At 70.6% G+C, this 25,226-nt stretch carries 20 protein-coding genes; 14 read left to right on the top strand and 6 right to left on the bottom strand.

What is annotated here, in order from left to right; translation table 11 throughout:
• Positions 1 to 8: 8 nt before the first annotated feature.
• Genes JMO03_RS07960 through JMO03_RS07950 form a run of 3 tightly spaced genes read right to left on the bottom strand, consistent with a single transcriptional unit; the run spans position 9 to position 3,144 of the window.
• Entirely contained in the window at positions 9 to 1,070 is a 1,062-nt protein-coding gene (locus JMO03_RS07960; protein ID WP_202842265.1) for an ATP-grasp domain-containing protein, read from the bottom strand.
• On the bottom strand, positions 1,067 to 2,290 hold the full coding sequence (locus JMO03_RS07955; protein ID WP_202842264.1) for a tyrosine/phenylalanine carboxypeptidase domain-containing protein: 1,224 nt from the start codon (positions 2,288 to 2,290) through the stop codon (positions 1,067 to 1,069). The genes JMO03_RS07960 and JMO03_RS07955 overlap by 4 nt, the downstream gene beginning before the upstream one ends.
• Positions 2,287 to 3,144 (bottom strand): N-formylglutamate amidohydrolase, encoded by an 858-nt coding sequence (locus tag JMO03_RS07950; protein WP_202842263.1) that lies wholly within the window; start codon positions 3,142 to 3,144, stop codon positions 2,287 to 2,289. The genes JMO03_RS07955 and JMO03_RS07950 overlap by 4 nt, the downstream gene beginning before the upstream one ends.
• A gap of 239 nt (positions 3,145 to 3,383) precedes the next feature.
• On the opposite strand from JMO03_RS07950, the gene JMO03_RS07945 reads away from it, so the two are divergent.
• The 3 genes from JMO03_RS07945 (at position 3,384) to JMO03_RS07935 (ending at position 6,525) form a co-directional block, all read left to right on the top strand.
• Positions 3,384 to 3,929, top strand: coding sequence for a YaeQ family protein (locus tag JMO03_RS07945; protein ID WP_202842262.1), 546 nt, complete (start codon positions 3,384 to 3,386; stop codon positions 3,927 to 3,929).
• 353 nt (positions 3,930 to 4,282) lie between these two features.
• Complete coding sequence (locus JMO03_RS07940; protein WP_202842261.1) at positions 4,283 to 5,341, top strand: GGDEF domain-containing protein; 1,059 nt, start codon at positions 4,283 to 4,285, stop codon at positions 5,339 to 5,341.
• 140 nt (positions 5,342 to 5,481) lie between these two features.
• Positions 5,482 to 6,525 carry a S66 peptidase family protein gene (locus tag JMO03_RS07935; RefSeq protein ID WP_202842260.1) on the top strand — a complete coding sequence of 348 codons (1,044 nt, stop codon included), beginning with the start codon at positions 5,482 to 5,484 and terminating at the stop codon, positions 6,523 to 6,525.
• Between the two features lie 176 nt (positions 6,526 to 6,701).
• Here JMO03_RS07935 and JMO03_RS07930 read toward each other — a convergent pair whose 3' ends face one another.
• Positions 6,702 to 8,237 carry an alpha-N-arabinofuranosidase gene (locus tag JMO03_RS07930; protein ID WP_202842259.1) on the bottom strand — a complete coding sequence of 512 codons (1,536 nt, stop codon included), beginning with the start codon at positions 8,235 to 8,237 and terminating at the stop codon, positions 6,702 to 6,704.
• Positions 8,238 to 9,306: 1,069 nt separating this feature from the next.
• Here JMO03_RS07930 and JMO03_RS07925 point away from each other — a divergent pair.
• The 3 genes from JMO03_RS07925 to JMO03_RS07915 all read left to right on the top strand — a co-directional run bounded on the left by JMO03_RS07925 (position 9,307) and on the right by JMO03_RS07915 (position 12,659).
• Positions 9,307 to 9,522: a hypothetical protein gene (locus tag JMO03_RS07925; RefSeq protein WP_202842258.1), complete on the top strand. Its 216-nt coding sequence runs from the start codon at positions 9,307 to 9,309 to the stop codon at positions 9,520 to 9,522.
• 31 nt (positions 9,523 to 9,553) lie between these two features.
• The gene (locus JMO03_RS07920; protein ID WP_202842256.1) at positions 9,554 to 12,085 is read left to right on the top strand and encodes a diguanylate cyclase; all 2,532 of its coding nucleotides are present in this window, start codon (positions 9,554 to 9,556) and stop codon (positions 12,083 to 12,085) included.
• 181 nt (positions 12,086 to 12,266) lie between these two features.
• Positions 12,267 to 12,659 carry a hypothetical protein gene (locus JMO03_RS07915; protein WP_202842255.1) on the top strand — a complete coding sequence of 131 codons (393 nt, stop codon included), beginning with the start codon at positions 12,267 to 12,269 and terminating at the stop codon, positions 12,657 to 12,659.
• A 237-nt stretch (positions 12,660 to 12,896) separates the two neighbouring features.
• Here the strand turns inward: JMO03_RS07915 and JMO03_RS07910 are convergent, their stop codons facing one another.
• Positions 12,897 to 15,146, bottom strand: a complete 2,250-nt coding sequence (locus JMO03_RS07910) for an LpqB family beta-propeller domain-containing protein (RefSeq protein WP_202842253.1) — start codon at positions 15,144 to 15,146, stop codon at positions 12,897 to 12,899.
• Between the two features lie 158 nt (positions 15,147 to 15,304).
• Here JMO03_RS07910 and JMO03_RS07905 point away from each other — a divergent pair, with 158 nt between their 5' ends.
• The 7 genes from JMO03_RS07905 to JMO03_RS07875 all read left to right on the top strand — a co-directional run bounded on the left by JMO03_RS07905 (position 15,305) and on the right by JMO03_RS07875 (position 23,251).
• The gene (locus tag JMO03_RS07905) at positions 15,305 to 16,801 is read left to right on the top strand and encodes a PQQ-dependent sugar dehydrogenase (RefSeq protein ID WP_202842251.1); all 1,497 of its coding nucleotides are present in this window, start codon (positions 15,305 to 15,307) and stop codon (positions 16,799 to 16,801) included.
• A gap of 47 nt (positions 16,802 to 16,848) precedes the next feature.
• Positions 16,849 to 17,325: a heme-binding protein gene (locus JMO03_RS07900; RefSeq protein ID WP_202842249.1), complete on the top strand. Its 477-nt coding sequence runs from the start codon at positions 16,849 to 16,851 to the stop codon at positions 17,323 to 17,325.
• A 247-nt stretch (positions 17,326 to 17,572) separates the two neighbouring features.
• On the top strand, positions 17,573 to 18,022 hold the full coding sequence (locus JMO03_RS07895; RefSeq protein ID WP_202842247.1) for a Rid family hydrolase: 450 nt from the start codon (positions 17,573 to 17,575) through the stop codon (positions 18,020 to 18,022).
• 176 nt (positions 18,023 to 18,198) lie between these two features.
• Entirely contained in the window at positions 18,199 to 20,022 is a 1,824-nt protein-coding gene (locus JMO03_RS07890) for a right-handed parallel beta-helix repeat-containing protein (RefSeq protein WP_202842245.1), read from the top strand.
• Positions 20,023 to 20,136: 114 nt separating this feature from the next.
• Positions 20,137 to 20,667 (top strand): hypothetical protein, encoded by a 531-nt coding sequence (locus tag JMO03_RS07885; protein WP_202842243.1) that lies wholly within the window; start codon positions 20,137 to 20,139, stop codon positions 20,665 to 20,667.
• 333 nt (positions 20,668 to 21,000) lie between these two features.
• Entirely contained in the window at positions 21,001 to 22,290 is a 1,290-nt protein-coding gene (locus tag JMO03_RS07880) for an acyltransferase family protein (RefSeq protein ID WP_202842241.1), read from the top strand.
• A 46-nt stretch (positions 22,291 to 22,336) separates the two neighbouring features.
• On the top strand, positions 22,337 to 23,251 hold the full coding sequence (locus JMO03_RS07875) for an endonuclease/exonuclease/phosphatase family protein (protein ID WP_202842435.1): 915 nt from the start codon (positions 22,337 to 22,339) through the stop codon (positions 23,249 to 23,251).
• A gap of 53 nt (positions 23,252 to 23,304) precedes the next feature.
• Here the strand turns inward: JMO03_RS07875 and JMO03_RS07870 are convergent, their stop codons facing one another.
• Complete coding sequence (locus JMO03_RS07870) at positions 23,305 to 24,357, bottom strand: sensor domain-containing diguanylate cyclase (protein ID WP_202842239.1); 1,053 nt, start codon at positions 24,355 to 24,357, stop codon at positions 23,305 to 23,307.
• Positions 24,358 to 24,745: 388 nt separating this feature from the next.
• Between JMO03_RS07870 and JMO03_RS07865 the strand changes: the two genes are divergently transcribed.
• A complete protein-coding gene (locus JMO03_RS07865; RefSeq protein WP_202842237.1) occupies positions 24,746 to 25,213 on the top strand; it encodes an FKBP-type peptidyl-prolyl cis-trans isomerase in 468 nt (155 codons plus the stop codon).
• Positions 25,214 to 25,226 lie beyond the last annotated feature (13 nt).

The raw sequence follows: 25,226 nt of genomic DNA, 5'->3' as shown, positions 1-25,226 counted from the left end.
CGGCGGCCCTACAGCATCGCCAGCTCGACGTTGCGCAGGGTGCCGCCGTACTGGTTGCGCAGGCGCACCTTCCGCTCCAGGTCGGCGATCACGTGGCTGCTGAAGTCGACGCCGGTCAGTTCCTCGGCCATGTTGACGCCGCCAGGGGTGTCGACGTTCACTTCCATCAGCTTGTCGCCGACGATGTCGAGGCCGGCGAAGTACATCCCGTCGCGGATGAGCTTGGGCGCGACGATCTCCGCCAGGCGCAGGGCGTCGGCGTCGGGCTCGGCGATCTCGATCTTGCCGCCGGCGCTGATGTTGCTGCGGGCGTCGCCGCTGTCGTTGTAGCGACGGAAACACGCATACCGCCCGTCGACCCGCAACGGCCGGCCATTGAGCGTGAGCAGGCGCAGGTCGCCTTCGGCAGCCCTGGGCAGGTACTCCTGCACGATCGCGTAGCCGTCGCGGATCACCGCATCGATCATCTGGTTGAGGTTGGCGCCGCCGTCGCCATTGACCACGAATACTCCCTGGCCGCCGGAACCCTGCAGCGGCTTGATCACGCCGCGACCGTCATGTGCATTGATGAAGGACTTGATCTCGTCGGCATCGCGGGTGATGCAGGTGACCGGGCGCACGTCCTCGGGAAAATGCTGGAAATAGGTCTTGTTCGAAGCGTCGGTCAGGTGGGTCGGGTCGTTGAGCACGATCACCCCTCGGCGGGTCACCAGTTGCGCGAACAGCAGGGCGCTGTTCGGCGCCCAGGGCCGGTCGACCACCTCTTCGGCCGGATCGCTGCGCAGCATCAGCACGTCGAGCGCCTCGACGTCGATCCGCTCGACGTCCGCGCCTTCGCCCTGGATCTCGGCCAGCAGCGCGTCGTCGTCGGCATAGCGGTCGCCGCGCGGCACGTGCGCCCGCGCGCGGACCGTGCCGTTGGCGTCGTAGATGAAGTCTGCCAGCCCGATCAGCGCCACTTGGTGTCCCTGGTTGAGGGCCACGCGCGCCAGGCGGATGGTGGTGTAGTTGTTCTTCTCGGTCGCGACGTCGTTGACGACGAAACCGAGGCGCATCGGTGCGCCACTCATGCGGGAAGTTCCTGGGCTGGGGTCTGGGGCGGATGGACGTGGTAGAGCGCGTCGACGCCGAGCGTCCGGCAGCGTGCGAGCGCCCGCTCGAAATCGTCCGCGGCGGTGTAGCGCGGCAGCAGCGCGGGCGGCGCGACCCAGCCGGCCTCCGCCAGTTGCTGCAGCACCACCCGGTGCGAGAGTGCGAACTTGCCGGCGAACAGCGGCTCGAACGCGCCGCCGCCGCGCAGGTCGTCGAGCAGGTCGCGCAGCCCCCGCAGGTACACCGCATCCTTGGTCAGGCCGCCGCCACGGCAGGCGCGGACCGCGACGTCGAAGGCGTCGTCCGTGGCGAAGCCGTGGGTCTCGTGGAGGCTGGCGAAGATCGCGGGGATCTGCGCGCCGTGGATCGCCATGTCGGCCGCGACCACGCGCGCGGCCAGGATCCGCAAGCGTTCGCCGGGCAGGTAGCCGGAGAGGTACTCGGCCAGCACGCCCAGACCCTCCTGCAGGGCGTCGTACTGCGCCAGGCCCACCGCCAGTTGCCGCAACGGCTGGCGCGCGCCGTTGTAGCGCGTGACCACATGGGTGCCGACCTCATGCTGCACCAGTGGCTGCACGCGCGCCCGCGGCAGGCGCAGCTCGGCATCGAGGTAGAGCCGGCCGTGGGAGACCATCATCAGCGAGCCGACGTCGGCGTCGACCCGGATCTCCAGTCCGAAGTCCGGCGCCTGCGTCCGGTACCAGGCCACCTCGTCCTCGACGGCGGCGACCACTTCGTCCACGCCGCTGTCGGCCGGCAGCGGGTCGCTGGCGGCGACTTCGGCGAGGATCCGGTTCGCCAGTTCCAGCAGGCCGGCCTCCACGCCGCCGAACAGGTCGATGCTCGCGGCGACGAAGCCATCGGTGCCGCGCAGGCGCAGCAGTTCGATCGTACGGTCCAGATAGCGCTGCTTCTCCGACAGTACGCCGGCCAGCAATGGCGATTCCACGCGCTCCATCGGCAGCGCCAGAAGCCGCCGCCGCATGGCATCGAGGTCGAGCAGGGGCTCGGCGTAGCGCAACGCGGACACGCGGGTGCGGCCGCTGGCGTCGAACTCTTCCCACAGTCCATCGGTGCCCAGCGGATTGAGTGCGAGCAACCAGTCCAGATCCGCGTCGATCGAGGCGAGCGCCGCATCGACCTCGCCCGCGACCGGCGGCAACGCCCGGACGGCGGGCGCGGCGGCATCGGGGCTCACCGCCGCCTCCCGAACAGGGGCCGGACCGCGTCGACGGCCCCGTGCAGGCCGTCGCGCAGCGCATGCAGCGCGCCGATGTCCGCATGGCCCGACCATTCGTCCATGAAGATCTTCTTGTACTCGGGCGAGATCGTGCACACCCGCTCGCCCCACCGGGCGTAGACCCATTCGGGGAAGTGGCCGCCGGTGGGAAAGCGCACGTTCGCTCGCACGTCGGGCGCGCGCCCGTGCACCGGCGCCGCCCGCAGCGCGTCGGCGAAGCGTTCGGCCGCCGCGCCCCAGCGTGCGGGATCGACCGTGGTGAGGCCCAGTTCGATGTCGGGATTGTCCGCCTGCGGTTGCGGCGCGGCGTCGGCGCCGTCCCTGCGATGGTTGTAGCTGTGGAGATCGATCAGCAGCACCGCTTCCCAGCGTTCGAGCATGCGATCCAGCAACTCGGCCACCATGGCGTAGAAGCGGTCCCACAGCACCAGCGAACGCTCGATTTCCGCATCGGGCAGGGGGGCGTGCCACGCTTCCAGGCCCCAGCAGTGCTCGGGCCGCACATAGACCGCGCCGTCGCGCGGGCGGTTGAGGTCGACCTCGAAGCGCGACGTGGGCACGCGGATGCGCACGTCGCCGGCGGTGGTCAACAACCCGGTGAGCGGATCCTCCTCGCGCAGCCGTTGCTGCGGCGAAAGCGCCAGCCATTGCCGCAGCGAGGGGCGGATGGCATGGCCGTCGTGGATCGCCGTCGCCACCACGGGCCCATCGGCCAAGGAGATGTCCCACGCCCGCGCGGATGGCGTGGGGACGAACATGTCCTGCGGCGTGAAGAAAGCGGGTGGCCGGTCGTGCGTCTCGCGTCCGATCATGGCGGGAATGCTGTCATCGGTACAATGATCGTGCCGTGATGGACCAGCGACGCCACGCCAGGCGCGCGTTGCACTGCGTCCCGAAGGCCTGCGGACCCTTGCGCCATGCACCGGACCGTCGCCGTCCCGTGTCGAAACCCGTCGGCGATCGGCAATGGCGGCAGCCGGGCCGCGCCTGCGTCGCGCCGATCTTCCCGCCGGGCCGACTACAATCGCGCCTCTTTCCCTCCGGCAGACCGATGGCGCCCAATTCGACGATCTACAAGGTGGAGCTGCAGGTCAGCGACATGGACCGGCACTACTACGCCAGCCACAACCTCACGCTCGCACAGCATCCGTCCGAGACGCCGGCGCGGCTGATGGTGCGGCTGATCGCCTTCGCGCTGTTCGCCGACGAGCGCCTGGAATTCGGGCGCGGGCTGAGCAGCGACGAGGATGCCGACCTGTGGCAACGCGACTACACCGGCGACATCGAGCGTTGGATCGACCTGGGACAGCCGGACGAGAGCCGGATCCGCAAGGCCTGCGCCCGTGCGCGTCAGGTGGTGGTGGTGAACTACAGCGGCAACGGCGCGGAGATCTGGTGGAACAGGATCGCTTCGGCGCTGACGCGGTTGAGGAACCTGACGGTGCTCGACCTCGACCCGGATGCCGTCGAGGCGACGGTGGGCCTGCTCGAGCGCGGCATGCGCCTGACCGCGATGATCCAGGACGGCGAGCTGCAGCTCATGAGCGAACATGCCAACGTGGCGATGACGCCACGCGTGCGCGTGAAACCCGCCTGACCCCGACGCCGGCGGCCAACTGACGACGCCGGCGACAACCGGTCTCGACGCGCGCTGTCCCGGCCGAGCCTCGTGCCAACGCCAGTGGTGTCGGGGAGGCGCGGCAGCCGGTCCGGACTTCGCGGCTGCAAGGCTTTCATTCTCCGGCGTTCTGGTGCGCTGCAGAACGACGCGCCAGGCGCACACCGCGGAAGCGTCGAGCCTGGCGCGGATGGGCTCCGTTCACGCCGGCGCGGCCGCCGGTCCGCTAGTGTGGCGGCGATTGCGTCCCGGGCATGCTTCCTTGCCTGTGGTCGTGCCCGTTGCGATACGGGTATGCGACGCACCCACGCAGCCACGCAGCCACGCCCCGAATGCGAACACACCGCGAGATGTGGAAGACCAGGCTCAAAGGCGATTTCCATCTCGCGATCATCGTGATGTTCGGCGCGATCACCGCCCTGGGCATCACGCCATTCGCGGTCTATCGCTTCTTGAGCGGGCAACCGCTGGTCGCGCTGGTCGACATGGTGATCGTAGTCGGCATCGTCGCCAGTTCGGCCTATGCGTGGCGCACAGGGCGAACGCCGGGTGCGGCGCTCATCGCGTCGGTCACGTACTCGATCGGCTGCGTCGCGGTGGCGCACCTTGCCGGGCTGTCCGGTCTGTTCTGGGTCTATCCGGTCCTGGTCGCGAACTTTCTCCTCGTCGGCCGCTGGCCGGCTCTCGTGGTCTCCACGCTCGCGATCGCGGCGATCATCGCGAGTGATGCCGCCCTGGTCAGCTCCCTGCAGAAGGTCATGTTCGGGGTGACCGCCGCGGTCGTCAGCCTGTTCTCGTTCGTATTCTCGTCGCGTGCGGAGCTGCAGCGGTCGCAGCTCGAGGCGGTCGCGCTGCACGACCCGCTCACCGGCGCGGGCAATCGTCGCGGCCTGGAGACGGAACTGGAGATCGCGATGGCATCGAGCATGCGCAGCGGCACGCCGCTGGGCTTCGTAGTCTTCGACCTCGACCGTTTCAAGCTGGTCAACGACGACTTCGGCCACGAAGCCGGAGACGACGTGCTCGTCCAGGTGTCCGAACTGGTGCGCAGTTCCACGCGCAAGGACGATCGCTTCTTCCGGCTCGGCGGCGAGGAATTCGGTCTGCTGTGCCCCGGCGCCAGCCCGGACGCGTTGTGGAACATCGCGGAAAAGCTGCGGGTTTCGGTGGAGCGCGAGGTGCGGTGCCACGGACGCAGTATCACCGTTTCGCTCGGCGCCGCGCCCTTCCGTCCCGGCGAATCGGCCGGCGACTGGCTGGCCCGCGCCGACGCCGCCATGTACCGCGCCAAGCGCAGCGGACGCAACCGCACCGTGATCGAGGATCGATCCGGGCCGGACGACGGCGCGCCCGTGCCGGGGCCTCTGGTTCCCGGCCGGGCGGAGGGGTGAGGAACCGTTCCCGCGTCCGCGACGGATCGGCGATCGGCTGCGGTGCGGAACGCATCCGTCGCCTCGCGTTGCGCCCGGCGGATTGTTGCGCGTGACCGGTGCTAATCTGGTCCGGAACCGGGTCCGACAGGCAGCCACACATGCACAGGCGGGACTTCCTCGGCAACGCTGCGTTGGCGGCCGCCCTGCTTCCACTTGCCGCCGTGCGCAGCGCGAGCGCGGCGCCGCACGCACGCCTGCTGCCGGTGCCGCTTGCGCCCGGCGATACCGTATGCCTGGTCAGCCCGTCGTCCGCAGTCGACGACAGCTTCGATCTGCAGCTCGCGCGCGAGGCAATGGAGGCGCTGGGCTTCAGGGTGAAGACCGGCGCGCACTACGCGGCGCGCCGCGGTCACCTCGCCGGCACCGATGCGCAGCGTGCCGGCGACATCAACGCCGCCTTCGCCGACCGGGACGTCAAGGCCATCGTCTGCGCGCGCGGCGGCTCCGGCGCGGCGCGCCTGCTGCCGCTGCTGGATTACGACGCGATCCGCGCCAACCCCAAGGCGCTGCTCGGCTATTCCGACGTCACCGCGCTGCACAGCGCCATCCATGCACGGACCGGCCTGGTGACCTTCCACGGCCCCATCGGCGCCGGCAGCTGGAACCGGTTCAACGTCGACCAGTTCCGGCGCGTGTTCTTCGAGCGCGAACTGATGCGCTACGAAAACCTGGTCGAGGCCGGCGACGAACTGGTGCCGCGCAAGAACCGTACGGTCACCATCACCGGCGGCAAGGCGCGCGGTGAACTGGTGGGCGGCAACCTGACGGTGCTCACGGCCATCGCCGGCTCGCCGTACGTGCCCGACTTCGGCGGCAGGATCCTGTTCCTGGAGGATGTGTCCGAGGCGCCCTATCGGGTCGACCGCATGCTGACCACGCTCAAGCTGATGGGCGCGCTCGACCGGATCGCCGGCTTCATCTTCGGCGAGTGCACCGACTGCGACCCCGGCGACGGCTACGGCTCGTTGACCCTGTCGCAGATCCTCGACGACCATATCAGGCCGCTGGGCGTTCCGGCCTATCGCGGCGCGATGATCGGCCACATCCGCCAGCAGTTCATCGTGCCGGTCGGGGGGCGGGTGGAACTGGACGCCGATGCCGGCACGTTCCGGCTGCTCGAACCGGTGTTCCAGCCCGCGTAATCGGGCCGGGTACGCGTACGCCCGTCGCAAGCGGCGTGCCGTCGGGGATGGGGGCGCGGCAGGGGGAGAAAAGCGGATGCCATGCGCGGGGACCGCGAGGCACGGAGGGCCATCGCATTGGCCCGCCGACGCCCGCCCTGTGGTCTCCGCGGGCCGGGTCCATGCGGACCTCGCAATTACTCCAGGGTCAACACGATCAGCGACTTGGCGGGCAGGGTGGCGGTCAATCTCCCGTCCGAGACGCGCGCGCCTTCGAACGCCACCGGGTGGACGTTGTCCGGATCGTCGAAGGTGTTGTGCGCGTCGATCGCGTCCGCGGTGAGCACTTGCCCGGTCGCGCGGGTCGCCTGCGTGCCGTGGAGCGCGAGCGAGACGTTCATCGCCGCGTCCGGATCGATGTTCACCAGCGCGACATGCAGCTTGCCGTCGCGGCCGCGCGCGGCGGTGCCGTCCACGGCCTCGAGGCTGCCGTAGGCGGGCGAGTCCAGTTGCAGCGGCAGCGAGGTGGCGCCCTGGAACGGCCGGTACATCCGGAACGCATGGTAGGTGGGCGTACGCAGCATCTTCGCGCCGTCGGTGAGGATCATCGCCTGCAGCACGTTGACCATCTGCGCGATGCCCGCGGCGCGCAGACGCCGGGCGTTGCGATGGAAGATATTGAGGTTGACCGCCGCCACCAGGCCGTCGCGGATGCTGTTCTGCTGCTGCAACCAGCCGCCTGGCGAGCCGGGCGTCGGGTCGTACCAGGTGCCCCATTCGCCTATCACCAGCGCCTTCTCCGCCTCCGGATCGAACTCGTCCATGATCGCGGACTGTTCCCGGATCATCGGCTCGATCATGTAGGTGCGCTCGAACGTGGCCCGCCATTGCGCCTGGTCGAAGCCGGTCGCCGGGCCCTTCGCGCTCCAGTCGCCGGTGGGCAGGGTGTAGTAGTGCATCGAGAATGCGTCGAGGTGCTCGCCGGCGAGTTCCATCGTGGTGCGGGTCCATTCCGCGCTGGTCGCGTCGGGGCCGGAGGCGATCATCGTCGTGCCGCCATGCGGGGCGATGAAGCCCGAGTACTGGCGGAACAGGTCGGCGAAGGTCTCCGCGCGCATGCGGCCGCCGCAGCCGTTGGGTTCGTTGCCGATGCCGAGGAAGTCGATCTTCCACGGTTCCTCGCGGCCGTTGCGGCGGCGCTCCTGCGCGAGCGCCGAATTGGTGGGCGAGGTGATGTATTCCACCCACTGCGCGGCCTCGCGCGGGGTGCCGGTGCCGACGTTGACGTTGAGGAAGGTCCTGGCGCCGAGCAGTTCCGCGAATTCGAAGAACTCGTGGGTGCCGACGGCGTTGTGTTCTTCCTTGTTGCCCCACCAGCGGTTGAGGGTGACCGGGCGCCGGTCGCGCGGGCCGATGCCGGTGCGCCAGTCGTAGATGTCGGCGTAGCAGCCGCCCGGCCAGCGCAGCACCGGGACCTGCAGTTCCTTCAGCGCCGCCAGCACGTCGTTGCGGAAGCCGCGGGTATTGGGGATGTCCGAATCCGGGCCGACCCAGACGCCGCCGTCGACGCCGGTGCCGAGCTGCTCCATGAACTGGCCGTAGAGTTCCGGCGCGATCACCGGACCGGGTTTGTCGGCCTGGACGGTGCCGGTGACGGTGGCGGCGAACAGGTGCGGGGAGGCGGAGAGCAGGGCGCAGCAGGCGACGGCGCGCAGGGAATTCAGGACGGTCATGGGCGTTTGGCGTTCCTTGGGCTGGCTGTGTTCGCGTCGGGCATTTCGTGCGCGCGATGCGCGCAGGCGTGCCCGGCAGCGGGTGGGATCGGAGTCTGTCGAAAAGCCCTTGCCGAGTCGAATCCCGCGCGGCATCGGGGTAGTACGCGGATGGGCCGGGACGCAACGGTCGGTCCGCGTGCAGCGCCGGTACCAGGACCCCGGTGCGTCGAAACGCCCGATCCCAAGGGCGTTGGCGGCGGCAGGTGGGCATCGGCTTCGGGCGGGCGATCGTTGCCGCGCACGAGGGCGACATATGCGGTCGGGTATGCACCACTGCCGTTTCCGATATGGCGGGCGCCGGTCGTGCGCACGCGCTCGCGGCCTGGCCCGTACGCAGACGTCCCGGTCAGGACTCCGGATCGACGCCGCGCCCCGGCGCCCGGGAATCGCCCGTCGCTTGGCCAGGGCCGCTGCGCGGTCCGGCCACCCGGCAGCGCATCCGGGCGGCCGCCCGGATGCGCGCGGCAAGCCGCGCACGCGATCCGCGCTCACCGGGCCGTGAGTCGCGCGCAGAACATCCATGTCTTGCTGGCGTGGTCCCAGGGGACCGGGGCGCAGATCGTCGCCGCTCCGATCGCGATGGCCCGATGGCCCGCTGGCGAGCGCGACCGCAGCCGGCGCTCCTGCGGCATCGCGGTCCGCGCGGTCGAGTGGACGCGAGGGTGTACGCGATGCCCGACGCGGGATCGCGCGCTGCGCTCTCGACGACAGGTGCCTGGTCCGGCGGATTCCGGATCAACGGGCATCGCCCGCGGTCCGGAAGTGGGCCCGCGCGGGGGCGCTCGATCGGTACCGGTCCATCCCGGACCGCCGAAGCACGCAGCACAGGCACCTTGTTTCCCGCTGCGCCGATGATGCGCCCGTGTCGGGCTGCCACCGCCGTACGGGCATGGTCCTGTGCTAATGTCGGCCTGTTCCGCGGCGCCGGAGGCGGCGTGTACGTCGGGGTGGTTGTCATGGGGTCACTGCATCGCGCCGGGTCGCGTTCGCGAGGTGACGATGCCTGGTCGATTCAGGGGGAAAGAACATGTCGAAACTGCTTGATCTGATGCGCAAGCTTGGCAGCGATGCGGCGCTGGCCGCGGAGTACGACAAGGACCCGGAGGCGGTGATGCAGCGCGCCGGCCTGGCCGACGCCGAGCGCAGGGCGATGGCGGAGAAGGACTACGCTGCGATCAAGAAGCTCACGGGGCTGACGGACGGACAGTTCGCCACCAACCACAGCATCAAGTGCTACGAGTAATCGCCTTCGCGGCAACGTCCGTCGCAAGCGCATGTATCGGCTGATTCCGCTCGCAGTCCTGCTGCTGGCATTGGTCGGCATGCCGTCGTTGGCCGCGGACGCGCTGGAGGCGCAGGTCAGCGAGATCGAGGCGCTTGCGGTCACCGCGCACTGGCGGGAATCGAACGCGAAAATCGAAGCGCTGGCATCGCGGTCCGGTGCGCTCACCACGGAGCAGCGCCAGCGCATCGAGTATGTCCGCCTGCGCAACCTGGCGCTCGCCGGGCGGCTGACGGAGGCGCTGGAGGGCCTGGCAGCGCTGCTGGCGGAGGAGATGCCCGCAGCGCTGCGCATACGCATCTACGGTACGGCCATCAACGTGGCCGCCAATATCGAGGACTGGTCGCGGGCCTTCACCTGGCTTAACGAGGGCCTGTCGTACCTGCCCGAGGCGCCCGAGCAATCGCACACCCTGCTCGGAACCGCCAGCTACCTGCATACCCTCGTCGGGGAAACGGAGAAGGCGCGCGACATGGCGCTGCGCGCCGTCGAGGCGGTCGAGGCGAGGGACGATGCCCGGGGCCTGTGCGTGGCCCTGTCGGAAATGGCCCTGGCCGAGGACCACGCCGGCAACTTCAGTGCCGCGGAAGGCTGGCGGCGCCGGCAGATCGAAGCCTGCACCCGTGCCGGCGACCCGGTTTTCACAGCGGTCGGCAGGTACGGCGTCGCCAAGATGGCGATGAGGCAGGGCCGGCATGAAGAGGCCTGGGGCTGGGCCCGGCAGGCGCTCTCGGAGTTCGAGGCCGCGGGCTACGCGGCCGGCGCCTGGAGCACGCGCCTGGTCATTGCCGAAAGCCTGATCGTGTCGAACCGGGATCTCGACCACGCCAGCGCCTTGCTGTTCGACACCCTGCGCTACTACCGCGAACACGAATCCAACCTCGCCATCGCCGAGACCGAGCACCTGCTGGCCAGACTGGCCGAACGGCGCGGCGACCTCGTCACGGCCCTGGCGCATCTCAAGCAGGCCATGTCGGCCTCGGCGGCCGCCGAGGCCGATGCCCGTGCGCGGCGCCTGACCTACCTGCAGGTCGAATTCGACACGCGGATGAAGGAACAACAGATCGCATTGCTCGAAGCCGAGCGGGAGCTGGCTGCCCTGCAGGTCACTGCCACCAAGCGGCGGCAGTGGCTGCTCGCCGCGGGCGTGGTCGCCCTGCTGGCCACGGCATTGCTGCTCACCGTGCTGCTGCGCCGCTCATTCCGGGAACGGCGCCGCTATCGCTGGCAGTCCGAGCACGACAGCCTGACCCGCCTGCACAACTACCAGCACGTGCGCAGGCTCGGCGAAGTAGCGTTCGCCCGCGCGCGCGGGAACGGGCGGCCGTTTACCGCGATCGTCGCCGACATCGACCGGTTCAAGGAGGTCAACGATCGCCACGGCCACGCCGCGGGAGACGAGGCGCTGCGTTCGCTGGGGACCTGGATCCGCGAGATCGTCGGCGAGCAGGGCATCGCCGGGCGCAGCGGCGGCGACGAATTCACCATCCTGCTCGAGGCGGAGGCCGCGCAGGCGCGAGGCCTGCTGCAACGCCTGCGCGACCGGATCGAGCCGATCAGCGTGTTCGGGCAGACCGTGCATTTCAGCATCAGCTCGGGCGTCTGCCAGGCCAACGGCCATGCCGCCACGCTCGAACAGCTGATCCATGAGGCCGACCAGGCGCTGTACCGCGCCAAGTACGAAGGCCGGGACCGGGTGGTGTGCGCGAACGAGGAGGCGGCCGAATCGGCGGCGGGTGCGGGCCTGGTGGTGGTCGGCAGCGGCATCGAATTCGGGCGCCACGTCAACGAGCGCTGCCTGTCGGAGATCCGCGAGGCGCAGGTGGTGTTCTGCCTGACCGATCCGTTCGCGCTGGCGATGATCCAGAACTTCCGCCCCGACGCGATCAACCTCGGCGCGCACTACGCCGAGGGCAAGGACCGGCGCCAGACCTATCGCGAGATCGATGCGGCGATCATGGACCAGGTGCGCGACGGCAAGCGCGTGTGCGCGGTGTTCTACGGCCATCCGGGCGTGTTCGCCGACGTCCCCCACGCTGTGGTGCGCAAGGCGCGCGCGGAAGGGATCCCGGCGCGCATGGAGCCGGGGATCTCCGCCGAAGCCTGCCTGTACGCCGACCTCGGCATCGATCCGGGCCGTCGCGGCGTGCAGTCGATGGAGGCGACCCACTTCCTCCACTACGATCGCCAGCCCGACACCGCCGGGCTGGTGCTGCTGTGGCAGGTGGCGCTGTCGGGCGACCTGTCCTGCACCCGTTTCCACGCCGAGCGCGAGGGCCTGCAGGCGCTGGTCGACAAGCTGCTGCGCTGGTATCCGCCCGGGCACGAGGTGATCCTTTACGAAGCCGCGCGGCTGCCGATCGAAACCGCGCGCGCGGAGCGCCTCGCCCTGCGTGACCTGCCCACCGCGCACTACGAGGAATACACCACACTGGTCATCCCGCCGCTGGGCGAGCTGCGCGGCGACCCCGGCGCACCGGGCGTGGAGCCGTCGCTGGCGGATGCGCTGGCCGGGAACGATTGAAGCGGGCGGGTTCGCTTCGCGCGGTTTCCCGAGCGGACCTCCGACGACGGCCGGCGCGTGCGTCTCAGGCTTGCGGAACCCGCGCCCCTCGTCTGCGAACCGCGAGCGAACGTGCGACACGGATCGCCTCGCCCGCGTGTGCGACAGTGACGCGATCGGCCTTCCAGCCCGAGGAGTCCCCATGCCGCGATACCCCTGTCATGCACGCTTTCAGGCAGCCCTCTGCCTGGCCCTGTCGGCCGCGGGCTGCGGCACCGCGCCCGATGCGGCGCCCGATGCGGCGCCCGATGCCGGGTCCGCGTCCGGCGACCCGGTCCCGGTCGAGGGCATGATCGTGTCGATCGATACCCGGCCGTGGACCTACGACGGCAACGCGATCGTGATGATCGACGTGCCCGGACGTGGCTCGGTCTCGGTCCACCTGCCGGCGCGCTGGAACCTGTGCGAAGCGCCGCCGGTGGCCGTCGAGGCGCTCGCCGCCGGAATGCGGGTGCGCGCAACGGGAGCGTCGACCGGCCCGGACGAACTGGTCGTGTGCGAACGCGCGTCGCACGGCATCGTGCCGCTGCGCTGATCCCGGACGCCGGGCCCTTGACCTCCGGTCAGCGGTGACGCTCCTCCGGATGCACGGGACGGATGCGGATGTCGCAGGGGCCGCACTTCGTCGGCCCCGGAGTGCGGCCGGGTCTGGGCCGATCGCCGCCGCCCGCGCCCGGACCGCAGGAATGGGGGCAGGGGACTGCCGCGGCACGCGGATGCAGTCCCGACCGACCGCGCCGGCGAAGGACATCGATGTCGACCCCGGCGCCGGTCATCGACGGGGGACGGCCAGGCGCAGGTCGCTTTCCCGGGCGATCATCTCGGAGAACAGGAGCCGGGACTGGTCCGGGGACAGGTCGAAGCCCCCTCCCTCGAAGTCCGAGGACAGCGCAACCAGGTCGGTCGCGGTCGCGTCCGCGTGGGCGAACAGCGAGAGGACCGGCACGTCCCCCGGCGGACGACGCAGGAAGTACACGCCGGCGTCCGCGGGCGCCCAGCTGCCGCCATCGCGGGGGTCGAGCCCGGCGAACAGGAGGGTCTCCTCAGCGCGTCCGGCCCGGGTCCGCCAGTCCGTCCGCGGCAGCGACCAGAGGCCGGGCACGTCGGGCTTGCTGTAGAGCAGGTGGCGGCCGTCGGCCGACTCGCGTGGATGGGCACCGGGCCCGGCGGTCACCGCGATCGCATCGCCACCATTGGCAGGCAACGCATGGACGCGCCATTCGCCACTGCGGTTGGACTCGAAATAGAGCCAGGCGCCGTCGCGCGACCACGCCGGATTGCGGTTGTCGCCGGGACCGTCGACGATCCGCTGCGGGGTGCCGCCTTCCGGGGAGACGGTGAAGATCGCGGTCCTGCCCTCGGGGCTGGCGTCGAAGGCGATCAGCGCACCGTCGGGCGACCACGCGGGATTGTCGACGAACATCCCCTCGAACGCGGCGATCTGCACCGCGCCGCTGCCGTCGCGCTGGCTGACCCATACCCCGTGCGGTCCGCTGCGGTTGGAAATGAAGGCGATGCGTTCACCGTCGGGCGACCAGGCCGGGTTCGAATCCCAGCGGGTCGAATGGAGCAGGCGCCCGGCGTCGGCGTCGGCCTGCCCGGACAGGTCGATCCGGCGCAGCTGCGAGCGGTGCATCCACTGTTCGAAGGCGATTGCGTCGACGCCCGGCGCGGTCGCCGGTTGGTGGACGTCTTCGTTGCCCAGCCCCACCGCCTCCAGCGCGCCGCTGTCCGGATCCGCAGACCACAGCGCGTACGTCCCGGAGCGGGTCGAGGTGAACAGGATCCGGCCGCCATCGGGCGACCATGCCAGGCCGTTGATCTTGCGGTTGTCGAAGGTCAGGCGGGTCGCCTCGCCGCCATCGGCGCGGACCCGATAGACGTCCTTGGCGACCTCGTTGACGCCGCGGACGAACACGATCGTACGGCCGTCATGGGAGAAGCGCGGGTCGGTGTCGCCCAGCGTTCCCGCGTCGGGCGTCGACAGGATCCGGCGTTCGCCGCCCTCGAGCGTGGCCACGACGATGCGGTACGGCTCGCTTGCACCCTGGCGCCCGGCGTAGGCGACACGAGTGCCGTCCGGAGACAGGCTCATGCCACGGATCTCGCGCATCGTTCCGTCGCGCAGCACCCGGGTGACGCCGCCACCGAGCGCGGACACGCGCATGAGCGAAATGCCGGTGTCGTCGGTGCGCGCGAACAGCAGGGCGCGCCCGTCCGCGGTCCACAGCGGATGGCGCTCGTCGACCGGGCTGTCGGTGAGGTTGAGCACCTCCTCGCTGCCGATCGTCTTGACGTAGACGTCGAAGGCGCCGCCGCCATCCCAGATGAAGGCGACCCGGCTGCCATCGGGCGACAGCGCGGGTTCGAGTTCACGACCGACGAAGCTGGTGAGCGGCCGGACGTCGTGCGCCAAGGCGGGCGCGGTGGCGGACCCGGACGGCGCGCGAGGGAGCAGCAGCCACGCCGCCAGCGACAGCGCCGCGACGCCTGCCAGCGCCAGGACGATCGGCGTCGTGCGTCGGCGGACCTCCGGCGCTGCCTCCGGTTCGGCGGGGTCGGCCGCGGCCGGTGTCGGGCCGGCGGGTTCGGTTGCGTCGGGCGACGCGCCCGGTGCGGGCGCCGCGAGAGCGGCAGCCACCCTGGCCGGTGCGATCGGTGCGATCAGGCGGTAGCCGCCCTTGCGGATCGTCTCGATGTAACGCGGCGCCTGCGGATCGTCGTCGAAGATCTTGCGCAGCTCCGAGACCGCGCGGTTGAGCAGGTAGTCGTCGGCGATGGTGCCGGCCCAGACGGTGTCGAGGAACGTGTCCCGCGAGATCACGGTCCCCGGCCGCTCCGCCATCAGCACCAGCACCTGCATGACCTTGGGTTCGACCTGGGCGACGCGGCCGCGGATCGAGATGCGGTTGAGCGTGGGCTGGACCAGCGCTTCGCCGGCACTGAAGTTCAAGGCCCCGGCGCGGCCCGGACGCTCCGCCGGCGATACCTCGATCTTTCCGATGGCCGTCTGTTCGCTCACCCGTTCCACCACCCGATGCCGGGCTCCTCCGCGACGCCCGACGGGCGCCTGCACCGAATCTATAGCAAAACCCTAGGGTTCCTCCATCCAGAAGGACCGGGCATCCAGGTTCTCCTGCCCGGGTCGCGGCGGCTCGCCGCTGCCCAGGAGGACCTGCCATGCCTGTTGCCCGTACCCGAACCCTGGCCCTTGTCGCGGTTGCGCCGCTGCTGGCGCTCGCCGCCGGCACGTCGATCGCGGCCTCGCCTGACGGCTCGGCGCTCTACCAGCGCAATTGCGCGTCCTGCCACGGCGCCGACCGGCAGGGGACGGGCCTGGGGCCGGCGCTCTCCGCGCGGACCTATCGCTATGGCGGCACGCGTGGCGACATCGAGCGGGCCATCCACATCGGCGTGCCCTCGCAGGGGATGCCGGCCTTCGGCGGGATCCTGGCCGCGGAGGAGATCACCGCGATCGCGGCGTACCTGCCCGCGCGCGAAGGACAGGCGGAGCCGGAACCGGACGAAGATGAACAGGCCGCCGCCGAGGAACCGCCCCGCGAGTTCGATGCCGTCCCCGGCGTGGTCGACACGCTGGACTACGCGGTGCGGGTGGAGGTGTTCGCCGACGGGCTCGAGACGGTCTGGGCGATGGCCTTCCTCGACGCCGACACCGTGCTGGTCAGCGAGCGGCCGGGCCGGCTCCGGATCGTCCGCGACGGCGTGCTGCAGCCGCAGCCGGTGGCCGGCATCCCGCCCGTCTATGTCCACAGCCACCGCTGGAACCAGGCGGGGCTGTTCGACATCGCGGTGGATCCGGAGTACGGCAGCAACGGCTGGATCTACCTCAGCTACAGCCATCCGCTCGACACCACCGGTCCCGAGGGCGGCCCGCTGGCGATGACCCGGGTGGTGCGCGGGCGCCTGCGCGGCAACGACTGGGTCGACCAGCAGGTGGTGTACGAAGCCGACCACGACCACTACGGCGAGCCGTTCTGGCACTTCGGCGGACGCATGGCGTTCGACCGCGAGGGGCGACTGCATTTCTCGGTCGGCGACCGCGGCGTGCAGGAGCTCTCGCGCGAACCGGGACGGCCGAGCGGCAAGATCCATCGCATGCTGCCGGACGGAACGCCGGCACCCGGCAACCCGTTCCAGGGCCGCGAAGATGCGCTGGCCTCCGTCTACAGCCTCGGCCACCGCAATCCGCAGGGCATGGCGTTCGAACCGGCCACGGGGCGCCTGTGGGCGACCGAACACGGTCCGCGCGGCGGCGATGAGCTGAACATCGTCCGCCGGGGCGGAGACTACGGCTGGCCGGTGGTCACGCATGGCATCAACTACGACGGCACCGTGCTGACGCCGCACCAGCGTGCCGATGGCGTGGAGCAGCCGGCGTGGTACTGGCGGCCCTCGATCGGCGTCTCGGGTCTGGCGTTCTACGCCGGCAACCAGTTCCCGCTGTGGCAGGGCAAGGCCCTGGTCACCGCGCTCTCGCCGCGCCAGTTGCGCCTGCTCACCATCGACGGCGATCGCGTCCAGCACGAGGAAATCCTGGTGACCACCCAGGGGCGTCCCTACGAACCCGTGGTCGGGCCGGACGGGGCGATCTACCTGGTCACCGACAACCCCGGCCAGATCCTCCGGCTCACGGCGCAGGAGGAGCGTCGGCAATAAGCGCCGCGCGACATCCGTCCCGCGGCCCACCTTTCCGAGGAGATCCCATGAAACACGTCTTCACCTGCCTGATCGCCATCGCCTTCGCCTGCTCCAGCCCGGGCGTTGCGGCGCAAGGCACGCGCGCCGTGCTCGAATCGGCCACCGCGGACGCCATCCGCAACCACTGTCTCGCACACGCGGCAGCCGCGGGCTTCACCGTCGCCGTCGCCGTGTTCGACCACGGCGGCGACCTGGTGAGCTTCGCCAGGCACGACGGCGCGACGCCGGCCACCACGGCGGTCGCGCACTGGAAAGGCCGTTCGGCCGCCGTGTACCTCAATCCCACGGCCGACACCGGGACCTGGAACATGCCGACCGCGCCGATGATCGCCACGATCGGTGGCGGCATGCCGCTGTTCACGCGCGACGGCATCGGCATCGGCGGCGTCGGCGTATCCGGCGCGCCGCCGGAGTTCGACGCCGAATGCGGAACGCTTGCCGCGCAGGCGGCCGGATTGGCGGTGGCGCCGCCGGGCGGGTGATGCGCGCGACGCGGACGGCAGGGCAGACGACGGGCGACCGGGAACGCAGCCGCCTGCGGCTGCCGCTGGCGACCGGCCAGGGTGTGGCCGCAGCTGCCGACGCACACGCCCGCCCCGAGGATCGGAACCTCGGGGAAGACCTGCACCGAACGGATGCGACCGAACCGGCAGCGGTCGCGCCGGACCAACCCGCCGGGATCGCAAAGCGCGATCGGGTCCGGCATCGAATCCAGCAGGACGACGACGCATGCGCTCCAACATCTCCTCGGGGTCCGAGCTCGAATCGAGCATCGGCTTCTCGCGCGCGGTCCGCATAGGCAACCTGCTGGCCGTGGCCAGCACCGCCCCGGTCGCCGCTGATGGGTCGGTGGCCGCACCGGGCGATGTCTACGGGCAGACCCGGCGATGCCTGCAGATCATCGCCGCGGCGATGGGAGCTGCAGGCCTCGGCATGGGCGACGTGATCCGCACCCGGATCATGCTGACCGACATCGACACCTGGCGCGATGCCGCGAAGGCGCACAGGGAGTTGTTCTGCAGGAGCAAGCCGGCGTGCACGTTCGTCGAAGTGTCCCGCTTCATCGACCCGCGCTGGCTGGTCGAAGTCGAGGCGGACGGCGTGTTCGGCGGCGCCGCCACGACCCCGGGGGCGGAGACGGCAAGGTCCCGGCCAATGGCATCGCTCGACGACGCGTGACATCGCGGGCCGCCGTGGTGGCCGCATCCCATGGGTCGCGTCGCGGCCCGTCCTGGTGCTAGAGTTGGTAGCGCTAACATGCATCGCTACGCCTGGTTGCATGCTCCGCATCCGACAGTTTCTGGGAGGAATGCATGTCGATGTCGCACCCTGTCCGCCTCGCGTTCCGTATCCGGATGTCCCGACTCTGCCGGATCGCCCTGTGCGCCTTCGGTGCGATGCTCGCCGCACCGGGTGCGGCGCAGCCCTCCGGCGGCCCCTACGGTCCGGTCGCGCAGTCCTACGAGGTACCTGCACAAGGGAACGTCTACTACGTGGCCCCGAATGGCGTTATGGACGCGACGGGCACCGCGCCTGCGCAGCCGACCACGCTCGAGTCCGCGATCGCGCGCGTGGTCACCGGCGACACCATCGTCCTGCGCGGCGGCACCTACCGTACCGGCGGCCTGCAGCTCAACCAGGGCATCACCCTGCAGCCGTACCGGGACGAGCGACCGGTCCTGAAGGGCACCCGCGTGGCGAGCGACTGGGAGGAACTGCGCGACGGCGTCTGGCGCACGAAATGGACCACGCTGTTCCCGGCGCAGCCGCTTGCCTGGTGGCGGCGCGAGCGCGAGGGCATGCGCACGCCGCTGCACCGCTTCAACAACGACATGGTGTTCGTCGACGGCAAGCCGCTGCTGTCGCAGGGCTGGGCCGGCGAACTGGGCGAGGAGGGCTACTACATCGACTACGAACAGGGTTACGTCTACATCGGCGTCGATCCGGCTGACCGGCTGGTGGAGATCACCGCGCACGACATCGCCCTGCATCGGCCATCGCGTGCCGTGCACGGGAAGGAATCGGATGGCAAGGGCCCGACGATCCGCGGGCTCACCTTCACCCAGTACGCGTTCCGCGCCATCGACATCGAGGGCAAGAAGCCTTCGACGGGGCCGAACGAGGAACCGACCGACGACCCGGTAGGCCCGTCCGACCCCGCGGACCACGGCAAGGAAGTGGTCGGCACCACGCTCGAGAACGTGACCATCAGCTTCACCTCGCGCGTGGCCGGCTACTTCCGCGGCGACGGGCTGGTGATCCGCAACTCGCTCATCAGCGACACCGGCACCGAGGGCATCTACGTGATCGGCTCGTCGGACGTGCTGCTGGAGCGCAACATCATCCGCCGCAACAACATCGAGCGGCTGACCGGCTACTACCCGGCGGCGGTGAAGATCTTCAACCAGTCGTACCGGGTCACGGTGCGCGACAACCTGGTGATCGAGCACCCGCATTCCAACGGCGTCTGGTACGACGTGGGCAACATCGACGGCGTGTTCGCCAACAACCACGTCGAAGGCACGCAGATCGGATTCTTCTTCGAGATCTCCAGGGGCGTGGTGGTGGCGGGCAACGTGTTCGTGGACAACGAGCAGGGCATCCGCGTGCTCAACAGCGCCGATGCGCGCGTCTACCACAACACCTTCCTCGACTCGCCGGTGCTGTTCGACCGCAACGAGCGCAGCGCCCAGGGCGACCACTTCGGCTGGCATCCGCAGACCGGCCCGGACGTGGACGAGCGCGAGGGACACGTGTTCGAGGGCAACCTGCTGGCGGCGAGCGCCGGTTTCGACGCGCCGCTGCTGCGCTTCGAGCAGCCGGCCGCGATGTGCGGCTCGCTGAAGCGGCCGATGACCACGCGCGTGGACGGCAATGTCTACGTCCGCGCGGAGCCGGGCGGCGAGCCGTTGCTGCTGTGGAGCCCCGCGCGCGGCAGGGATTGCGAGGCGCGCTTCGCGACGGTGCAGGACTTCCGCAAGGCCACGGGACTCGGCACGCGCGACGTGTTGCTGGACGGGTATGCGGGAGCGCTGTTCCGCAGCGTCGAGTTGCGCCGCTTCGAACTGGCGGGGCGTCCGCCCGGGGTGGAGGAGGTGGCGGTGACGCCCGAGGCGCTCGAGGCGCTCGGCTGGCGCGCAGGGAAGACGTTGCCCGGGGCGGTTCCGGCGGCCGACTGACCCTCGGCGCGACCATGGTCGCTACCGGGTTCGCCGATCCGGTGCCACGGCCCTCTCACATCGGATCGACGCGCGCCCTGCGAGAATCCCGGCTTGCCACGAGGAGCCGCTGCGATGTCCGACCATCCCGTGACCGGCGAGGTCTCCAACAGCAAGCTGGCCGCGGTCTTCGCCAGCCGCGACGCCGCGCGCGACGCGGCCGCGTCCATGATCGCGGAACTCGACGTGCAGCCGGCCCAGGTCAAGATGGTCACGCCCGAAAGTGCGGACGTGGACATCAAGCTGGAGCCGGAAGGCGGCGGCATCTGGCGCACGATCGTGGTCGCGCATGTGCGGCTTGGCATCGCGGGCGCGGTGGTCGGCCTGATCCTGTTCGGGATCCTGATGTGGGTGGGCGTGCCTTTCGTCGTGCAGTCGCCCTGGGCGGCCGGCCTGGCGGCGCTGGGGTTCGGCGCGACCGCCGGGCTGCTGGTCGGCGGACTGGTGTCGTTGCGCCCCGACCACGACCGCTACATCCAGGCTACGCGCGATGCGATGGACGAGGGCGGGACGACGATCGTGGTCCATGCATTGTCGGCGGAACAACAGGCGCGCGCCGCGGAGTTCCTCACCCGTCGCGGCGCCGAGGTGACGCAGACGCTCTGAGATCGCCGTCCGCGCCGCCCGGCACGCTGCGTTCGCCCCTCCTGGACTGCAACGTCGCATCGCACCATGTGGATGGCGCGCGCCCGACGTCTTCGCCCATGCGGCTCGTTGCGGCGATCGCGCGCACGCGCAGGACAGGCGAACGCCGCGCTGGATCGAGGTTTCGACAGAGCACAGGTGCGCCGCGCCAGTGCGTCGCGATCCACCTGCCCGCCGCCGGCGGGTGGCGCGTCGGGCGGCCGCAGCCGTGCGGCGGAACATGCATCCCACGGCCGGTCTTTGTGCGCGGCCCGACCGCTACCATGCGCCTGGTGTCCGGCCCAGGCGATCGTGATGTCCAAACCGCAACGCGACCCGTATCCCGACGCCCTGCGCGCCTGCGCGCTGCTGGTGGTGGTCTTGGGGCACTGGATCGCGACCCTGCCGCGGCTGCAGGACGGACAACTGGTCGACACCGGCCATCTGCTGGCGAGCTGGGAGGCGGCCGGCCCGCTCACCTGGCTGGTGCAGGTGGTGCCGCTGTTCGTCTTCGTCTCGGCCGCGGTCAGCAGCGAGGGCGTGGCGCGGCGTGTGGCCGATGGCGGTCAGTGGAACTGGTGGGCGACGCGCGCGCTGTCGCTGGCACGGCCCACGGTGACCTACCTCGCGGTGCTGGTGGCGCTGGCGGCGGTATCGCTGCTGTCGGGCGGGCGACTGCTGGGCGTGTTCAACCAGTCGCTCACCATCCACCTGTGGTTCCTGGCGATGCTGCTGACGGTGCAGGCGCTGTTGCCGTGGTGCCTGCGGCTCGACGCGCGTTTCGGCCTCGGCGCGGTACTGGCGCTGGTGGCGCTGGCGGCAGGACTCGACCTGGCGCGCGCGGGCGCGTCGTCGCTGGACGACCTGCGCCGGCTGGGCGCGCTCGTCGACGCGCGCCCGGCCGGAGTCGCCTGGCTCAACATGCTGGTGGTGTGGCTGCTGCCGCAACAGCTCGGCATCGCCTGGAAGCGTGGACGCTTCCATGGCGTGGGCGTGGGAGCGGGCTTTCTCGCGCTGGGCGCTGCATGGCTGGCGCTGGCGTTGGCCAGCGGCTATCCGGTGGCCATGGTGGGCGTGGCGCTGGCCGGCAACAACATGTTGCCGCCGACGTTGGCACTGGTCGGGGTGATGTGGCTTCAGGTGGGCGCCGTGCTGCTGTTCGAACCGCTGGCGCGTCGCCTGCTGGCCGGCCACGCGCCGGCACGCGCCATCGCGGTGCTCGGCGCGCTCGGCATGCCGCTGTACCTGTGGCACAAGCTGGCGGAACTTCCCGCGGCGTGGCTGGGCGAGCGGCTCGGTCTGCCGATCGATGCGGGTCTGCCGGGCGAGCCGGGCTTCTGGGCCGGGCGTGCCGGCTGGATCGCCCTGTGCCTGCTGATGGTCGCGCCGGTGATCGCGCTCGTGCTGCGCTTCGAGTTGCGTCGCGACCGCGACGTGCCGGCCGTGGACGATGCCACGCGTGTGATCGTCGGCGGCGTCGCGCTCTACGCCGCGCTCGCGGCCGCCCTGGTCTGGGGCGTGTGGCCGGGCGCGGCGATCGCGCTGCCGGCGGTGTTGCTGGCATCCTGGCAACTGCGGCGGCGCTCCGCCGCGGCACGCGACTGAAGCGTCGAGGAGGCGCATGGACACCGGGTTTGACTTCGCGCGGATGATGCGCCCGCGCGCCCTGCGAAATCCGTTGCGGCCGTTGCGATGGCCGACGGCCTGTCTGCTGCTCATGCTGCTCGTGTTGAACGGGTGCCAGTCGGTGGAGGTGGGGCCGCCGTTGCGGGTGATGAGCTTCAACGTGCGCGTGCCGGTCGACGCGGACGGCCCGGACCGCTGGGAGCTGCGCCGCGAAGCGATGGTGCGCACGATCCGCGAAGCGGACCCGGACCTGATCGGCACCCAGGAACTGGTTCGCGGGCAGGGCGAGTTCCTGGCGGAGCGCCTGCCGCAGTACGACTGGTTCGGGCGCGACCGGCGCGGTGGACGGGACGACGAACAGATGGCCGTGTTCTACCGGCGCGATGCGCTGCGCCTGCTCGAATCCGGCCATTTCTGGCTGTCGGACACGCCCGAAGCGGTCGGCAGCATCAGCTGGGGACATCCGTATCCGCGCATGGTCAGCTGGGGGCTGTTCGAGCGCCGCGCGGACCGGCTGCGGTTCTACCTGTTCAACACCCACCTGCCGTATCGCGCGGAGGACGAGGCGGCGCGGGTCCGCGGTGCGGAGCTGATCCTGCGGCGGCTGGCGGAGTTGCCGCCCGGCGTGCCGGTGATCCTGGTCGGCGACTTCAACGACGTGCCGGGCGGCGCCGTGCATCGCGCGCTCGCCGGCACCCTGCGCGACGCCTGGACACAGGCCCCGCTGCGCGAGGGTCCAGAAGGCACGTTCCACGGCTTCACCGGCGATGCGGGCAACCGCATCGACTGGGTGCTGCATCGCGGCCTGCGCGTCCGTCGCGCCCGGACGCTGGACCAGCCGGTGGACGGGCGCCTGCCTTCGGACCACTTCCCGGTGCTGGTCGATTTCGCGCCGCCCGCATCAGGTCGCGCGGAAGGCGACCACGATCCGCCGCGCTGAGCGGCGGCACCGGCACCCGACGCCGGGCCGGTGGGCGCACCGGATGCTCCCGCTCAGGCGGCCACCACGCGATCCCTGCCGGCGGCCTTGGCCCGGTACAGGGCCCCGTCCGCGGCGCGCACCCAGGCATCGAGCGTGGCGTCGTCGGCGGTGGCCTGCGCCACGCCGATGCTGAGCGTGCAGCGCAGGCCCGGTTCGGCATCGAACGTCTGCTGCGCGGCTTCCTGCCGGATCCGCTCGGCGACCTGCAACGCCCGGGCCGTGTCGGTGTCGACCAGCAGCACGGCGAATTCGTCTCCGCCGTAGCGCGCCGGCAGGTCCGCCTCGCGCACGCTCACGCGCAGCAGGTCGGCGATGCGCTTGAGCACGATGTCGCCCATGCCGTGCCCGTAGCGGTCGTTGATCGTCTTGAAGTTGTCGACGTCGAGCAGCAGCAGGGTCGCCGGGCGTCCGGAGCGGCGGAAGCGGGCCAGCTCCATCGAGGCCACCGCCTCGAAGTGCGGCCGGTTGGGCACCTGCATCGCCGGATCGGTGCGGTTGAGGCGCTCGAGCTCGCGGTTCTGGGCGAGGATCCGGCTCCTCAGGCGATGGGTCACCACGCTCAGGACGACCGCGTAGACGAACATGAAGGGTATGCACAGCAGCAGCGTGCGCTGCGACGTGATCGGCTGGAAGGGAAACCCCATGAGGGTCCAGACCAGTAGGAAGGCGCCCAGCAGCGCCAGTGTCGATCGCCGCACGAACGGCCAGCCGCCGGCCGCGATCTTGTCGGCGGTGGCCATGGTGACGAACAGGGCGGCGGGTGCGGTGCTGACCGCGATCGCCGCGACCCAGGCACCCGCGGATGCCGAATCCAGCGCCAGGCAGCGGAACTGCGCGGCGACCGGGTCGCGCGCGCGCCGGCTCGCGTGGGAGGCGATCTGCGGCCATGCCAGCGCATTGAGCGCGAGCAGCGCCCAGGCCCAGGGCGGCGCCCCGCGCTCGTCCAGCACCGATGCGATCGGCAGCGCGCTCAGCAGCGTGCCCAGCATGCGCATGCCGTGGATGCGCCGGACGAACTGCAGGTTCCGTGCTCGCGTTTCCCCGGCAATCGAGTCGTTCGGCATCGCCCGGATCGGTGGCGTCGGTCCCGGCATGGTAGCCCCGCGATGTCTGCGTAACCTGAAGATGCCACGGGTGGAGGACGGCACCTGTCACGGTTTCCGACAGCCGCCGCGATCGTGTCGAGGCCGTATCGCGCGAGCGGCGTCAACGTCGTCGCCCCGAAGGCGATACCGCGCGTTCGCCAGACAACGATCGACCGCAGCATCGCGGCCCGGAAGATTGTGCATATGCAGCAAGACCGGGCGTTCCGCGCCCGCTTGCACCAATGCCGCATTTGCGTCATCCGCGCGCAGTCGCTAAGGTGGTGGCGCGTCCACGCTTCGCACCGTGTATCCACCGGTGCCATTCCGGACCACCCTCACTACATCCACTCGTCCAAGGAGATCTTCCATGGAGATTACGCCTGCGCGCGTTGCCAGCATCCACTACACCCTGACCGACGACGACGGGCGGGTCATCGACCAGTCCTCCGAGACGCGGCCGCTGCGCTATTTCCACGGCGCCGGCAACATCATCCCCGGCCTGGAGAAGGCGCTGGCGGGCCGCCAGGCCGGCGATGCGCTCAAGGTCGACGTCAAGCCGGAAGAAGGTTACGGCGTGCGCAACGAGGGTCTGGTGCAGGACCTGCCGCGCGAATCCTTCAAGGGCGTGGACAAGGTCGAGCCGGGCATGCAGTTCGAGGCGCGTACCGAACGCGGGCCGTTGCTGGTGACGGTGGTGGCGGTCGACGACGACAGGGTGCGGATCGACGGCAACCATCCGCTGGCCGGGCAGACGCTGCACTTCGACGTGCGCGTGCTCGATGTGCGCGAGGCGACGGACGACGAGAAGCAGACCGGCCGCGCGGGCTCGCCGTAACCCGAAGGGGCGG

This window comes from Luteimonas saliphila (genome assembly GCF_016774335.1).
Taxonomy (GTDB): Bacteria; Pseudomonadota; Gammaproteobacteria; order Xanthomonadales; family Xanthomonadaceae; genus Luteimonas; species Luteimonas saliphila.
This window is presented reverse-complemented; position numbering and strand designations above follow the sequence as displayed.

Coding starts and splice junctions, on each gene's coding strand:
- JMO03_RS07890 (WP_202842245.1), top strand. CDS start 18,199: ATGTCCCGACTCTGCCGGATCGCCCTGTGCGCCTTCGGTGCGATGCTC.
- JMO03_RS07900 (WP_202842249.1), top strand. CDS start 16,849: ATGAAACACGTCTTCACCTGCCTGATCGCCATCGCCTTCGCCTGCTCC.
- JMO03_RS07880 (WP_202842241.1), top strand. CDS start 21,001: ATGTCCAAACCGCAACGCGACCCGTATCCCGACGCCCTGCGCGCCTGC.
- JMO03_RS07930 (WP_202842259.1), bottom strand. CDS start 8,237: ATGACCGTCCTGAATTCCCTGCGCGCCGTCGCCTGCTGCGCCCTGCTC.
- JMO03_RS07870 (WP_202842239.1), bottom strand. CDS start 24,357: ATGCCGAACGACTCGATTGCCGGGGAAACGCGAGCACGGAACCTGCAG.
- JMO03_RS07925 (WP_202842258.1), top strand. CDS start 9,307: ATGTCGAAACTGCTTGATCTGATGCGCAAGCTTGGCAGCGATGCGGCG.
- JMO03_RS07950 (WP_202842263.1), bottom strand. CDS start 3,144: ATGATCGGACGCGAGACGCACGACCGGCCACCCGCTTTCTTCACGCCG.
- JMO03_RS07920 (WP_202842256.1), top strand. CDS start 9,554: ATGTATCGGCTGATTCCGCTCGCAGTCCTGCTGCTGGCATTGGTCGGC.
- JMO03_RS07865 (WP_202842237.1), top strand. CDS start 24,746: ATGGAGATTACGCCTGCGCGCGTTGCCAGCATCCACTACACCCTGACC.
- JMO03_RS07905 (WP_202842251.1), top strand. CDS start 15,305: ATGCCTGTTGCCCGTACCCGAACCCTGGCCCTTGTCGCGGTTGCGCCG.
- JMO03_RS07915 (WP_202842255.1), top strand. CDS start 12,267: ATGCCGCGATACCCCTGTCATGCACGCTTTCAGGCAGCCCTCTGCCTG.
- JMO03_RS07945 (WP_202842262.1), top strand. CDS start 3,384: ATGGCGCCCAATTCGACGATCTACAAGGTGGAGCTGCAGGTCAGCGAC.
- JMO03_RS07940 (WP_202842261.1), top strand. CDS start 4,283: ATGCGAACACACCGCGAGATGTGGAAGACCAGGCTCAAAGGCGATTTC.
- JMO03_RS07875 (WP_202842435.1), top strand. CDS start 22,337: ATGCGCCCGCGCGCCCTGCGAAATCCGTTGCGGCCGTTGCGATGGCCG.
- JMO03_RS07885 (WP_202842243.1), top strand. CDS start 20,137: ATGTCCGACCATCCCGTGACCGGCGAGGTCTCCAACAGCAAGCTGGCC.
- JMO03_RS07960 (WP_202842265.1), bottom strand. CDS start 1,070: ATGAGTGGCGCACCGATGCGCCTCGGTTTCGTCGTCAACGACGTCGCG.
- JMO03_RS07895 (WP_202842247.1), top strand. CDS start 17,573: ATGCGCTCCAACATCTCCTCGGGGTCCGAGCTCGAATCGAGCATCGGC.
- JMO03_RS07935 (WP_202842260.1), top strand. CDS start 5,482: ATGCACAGGCGGGACTTCCTCGGCAACGCTGCGTTGGCGGCCGCCCTG.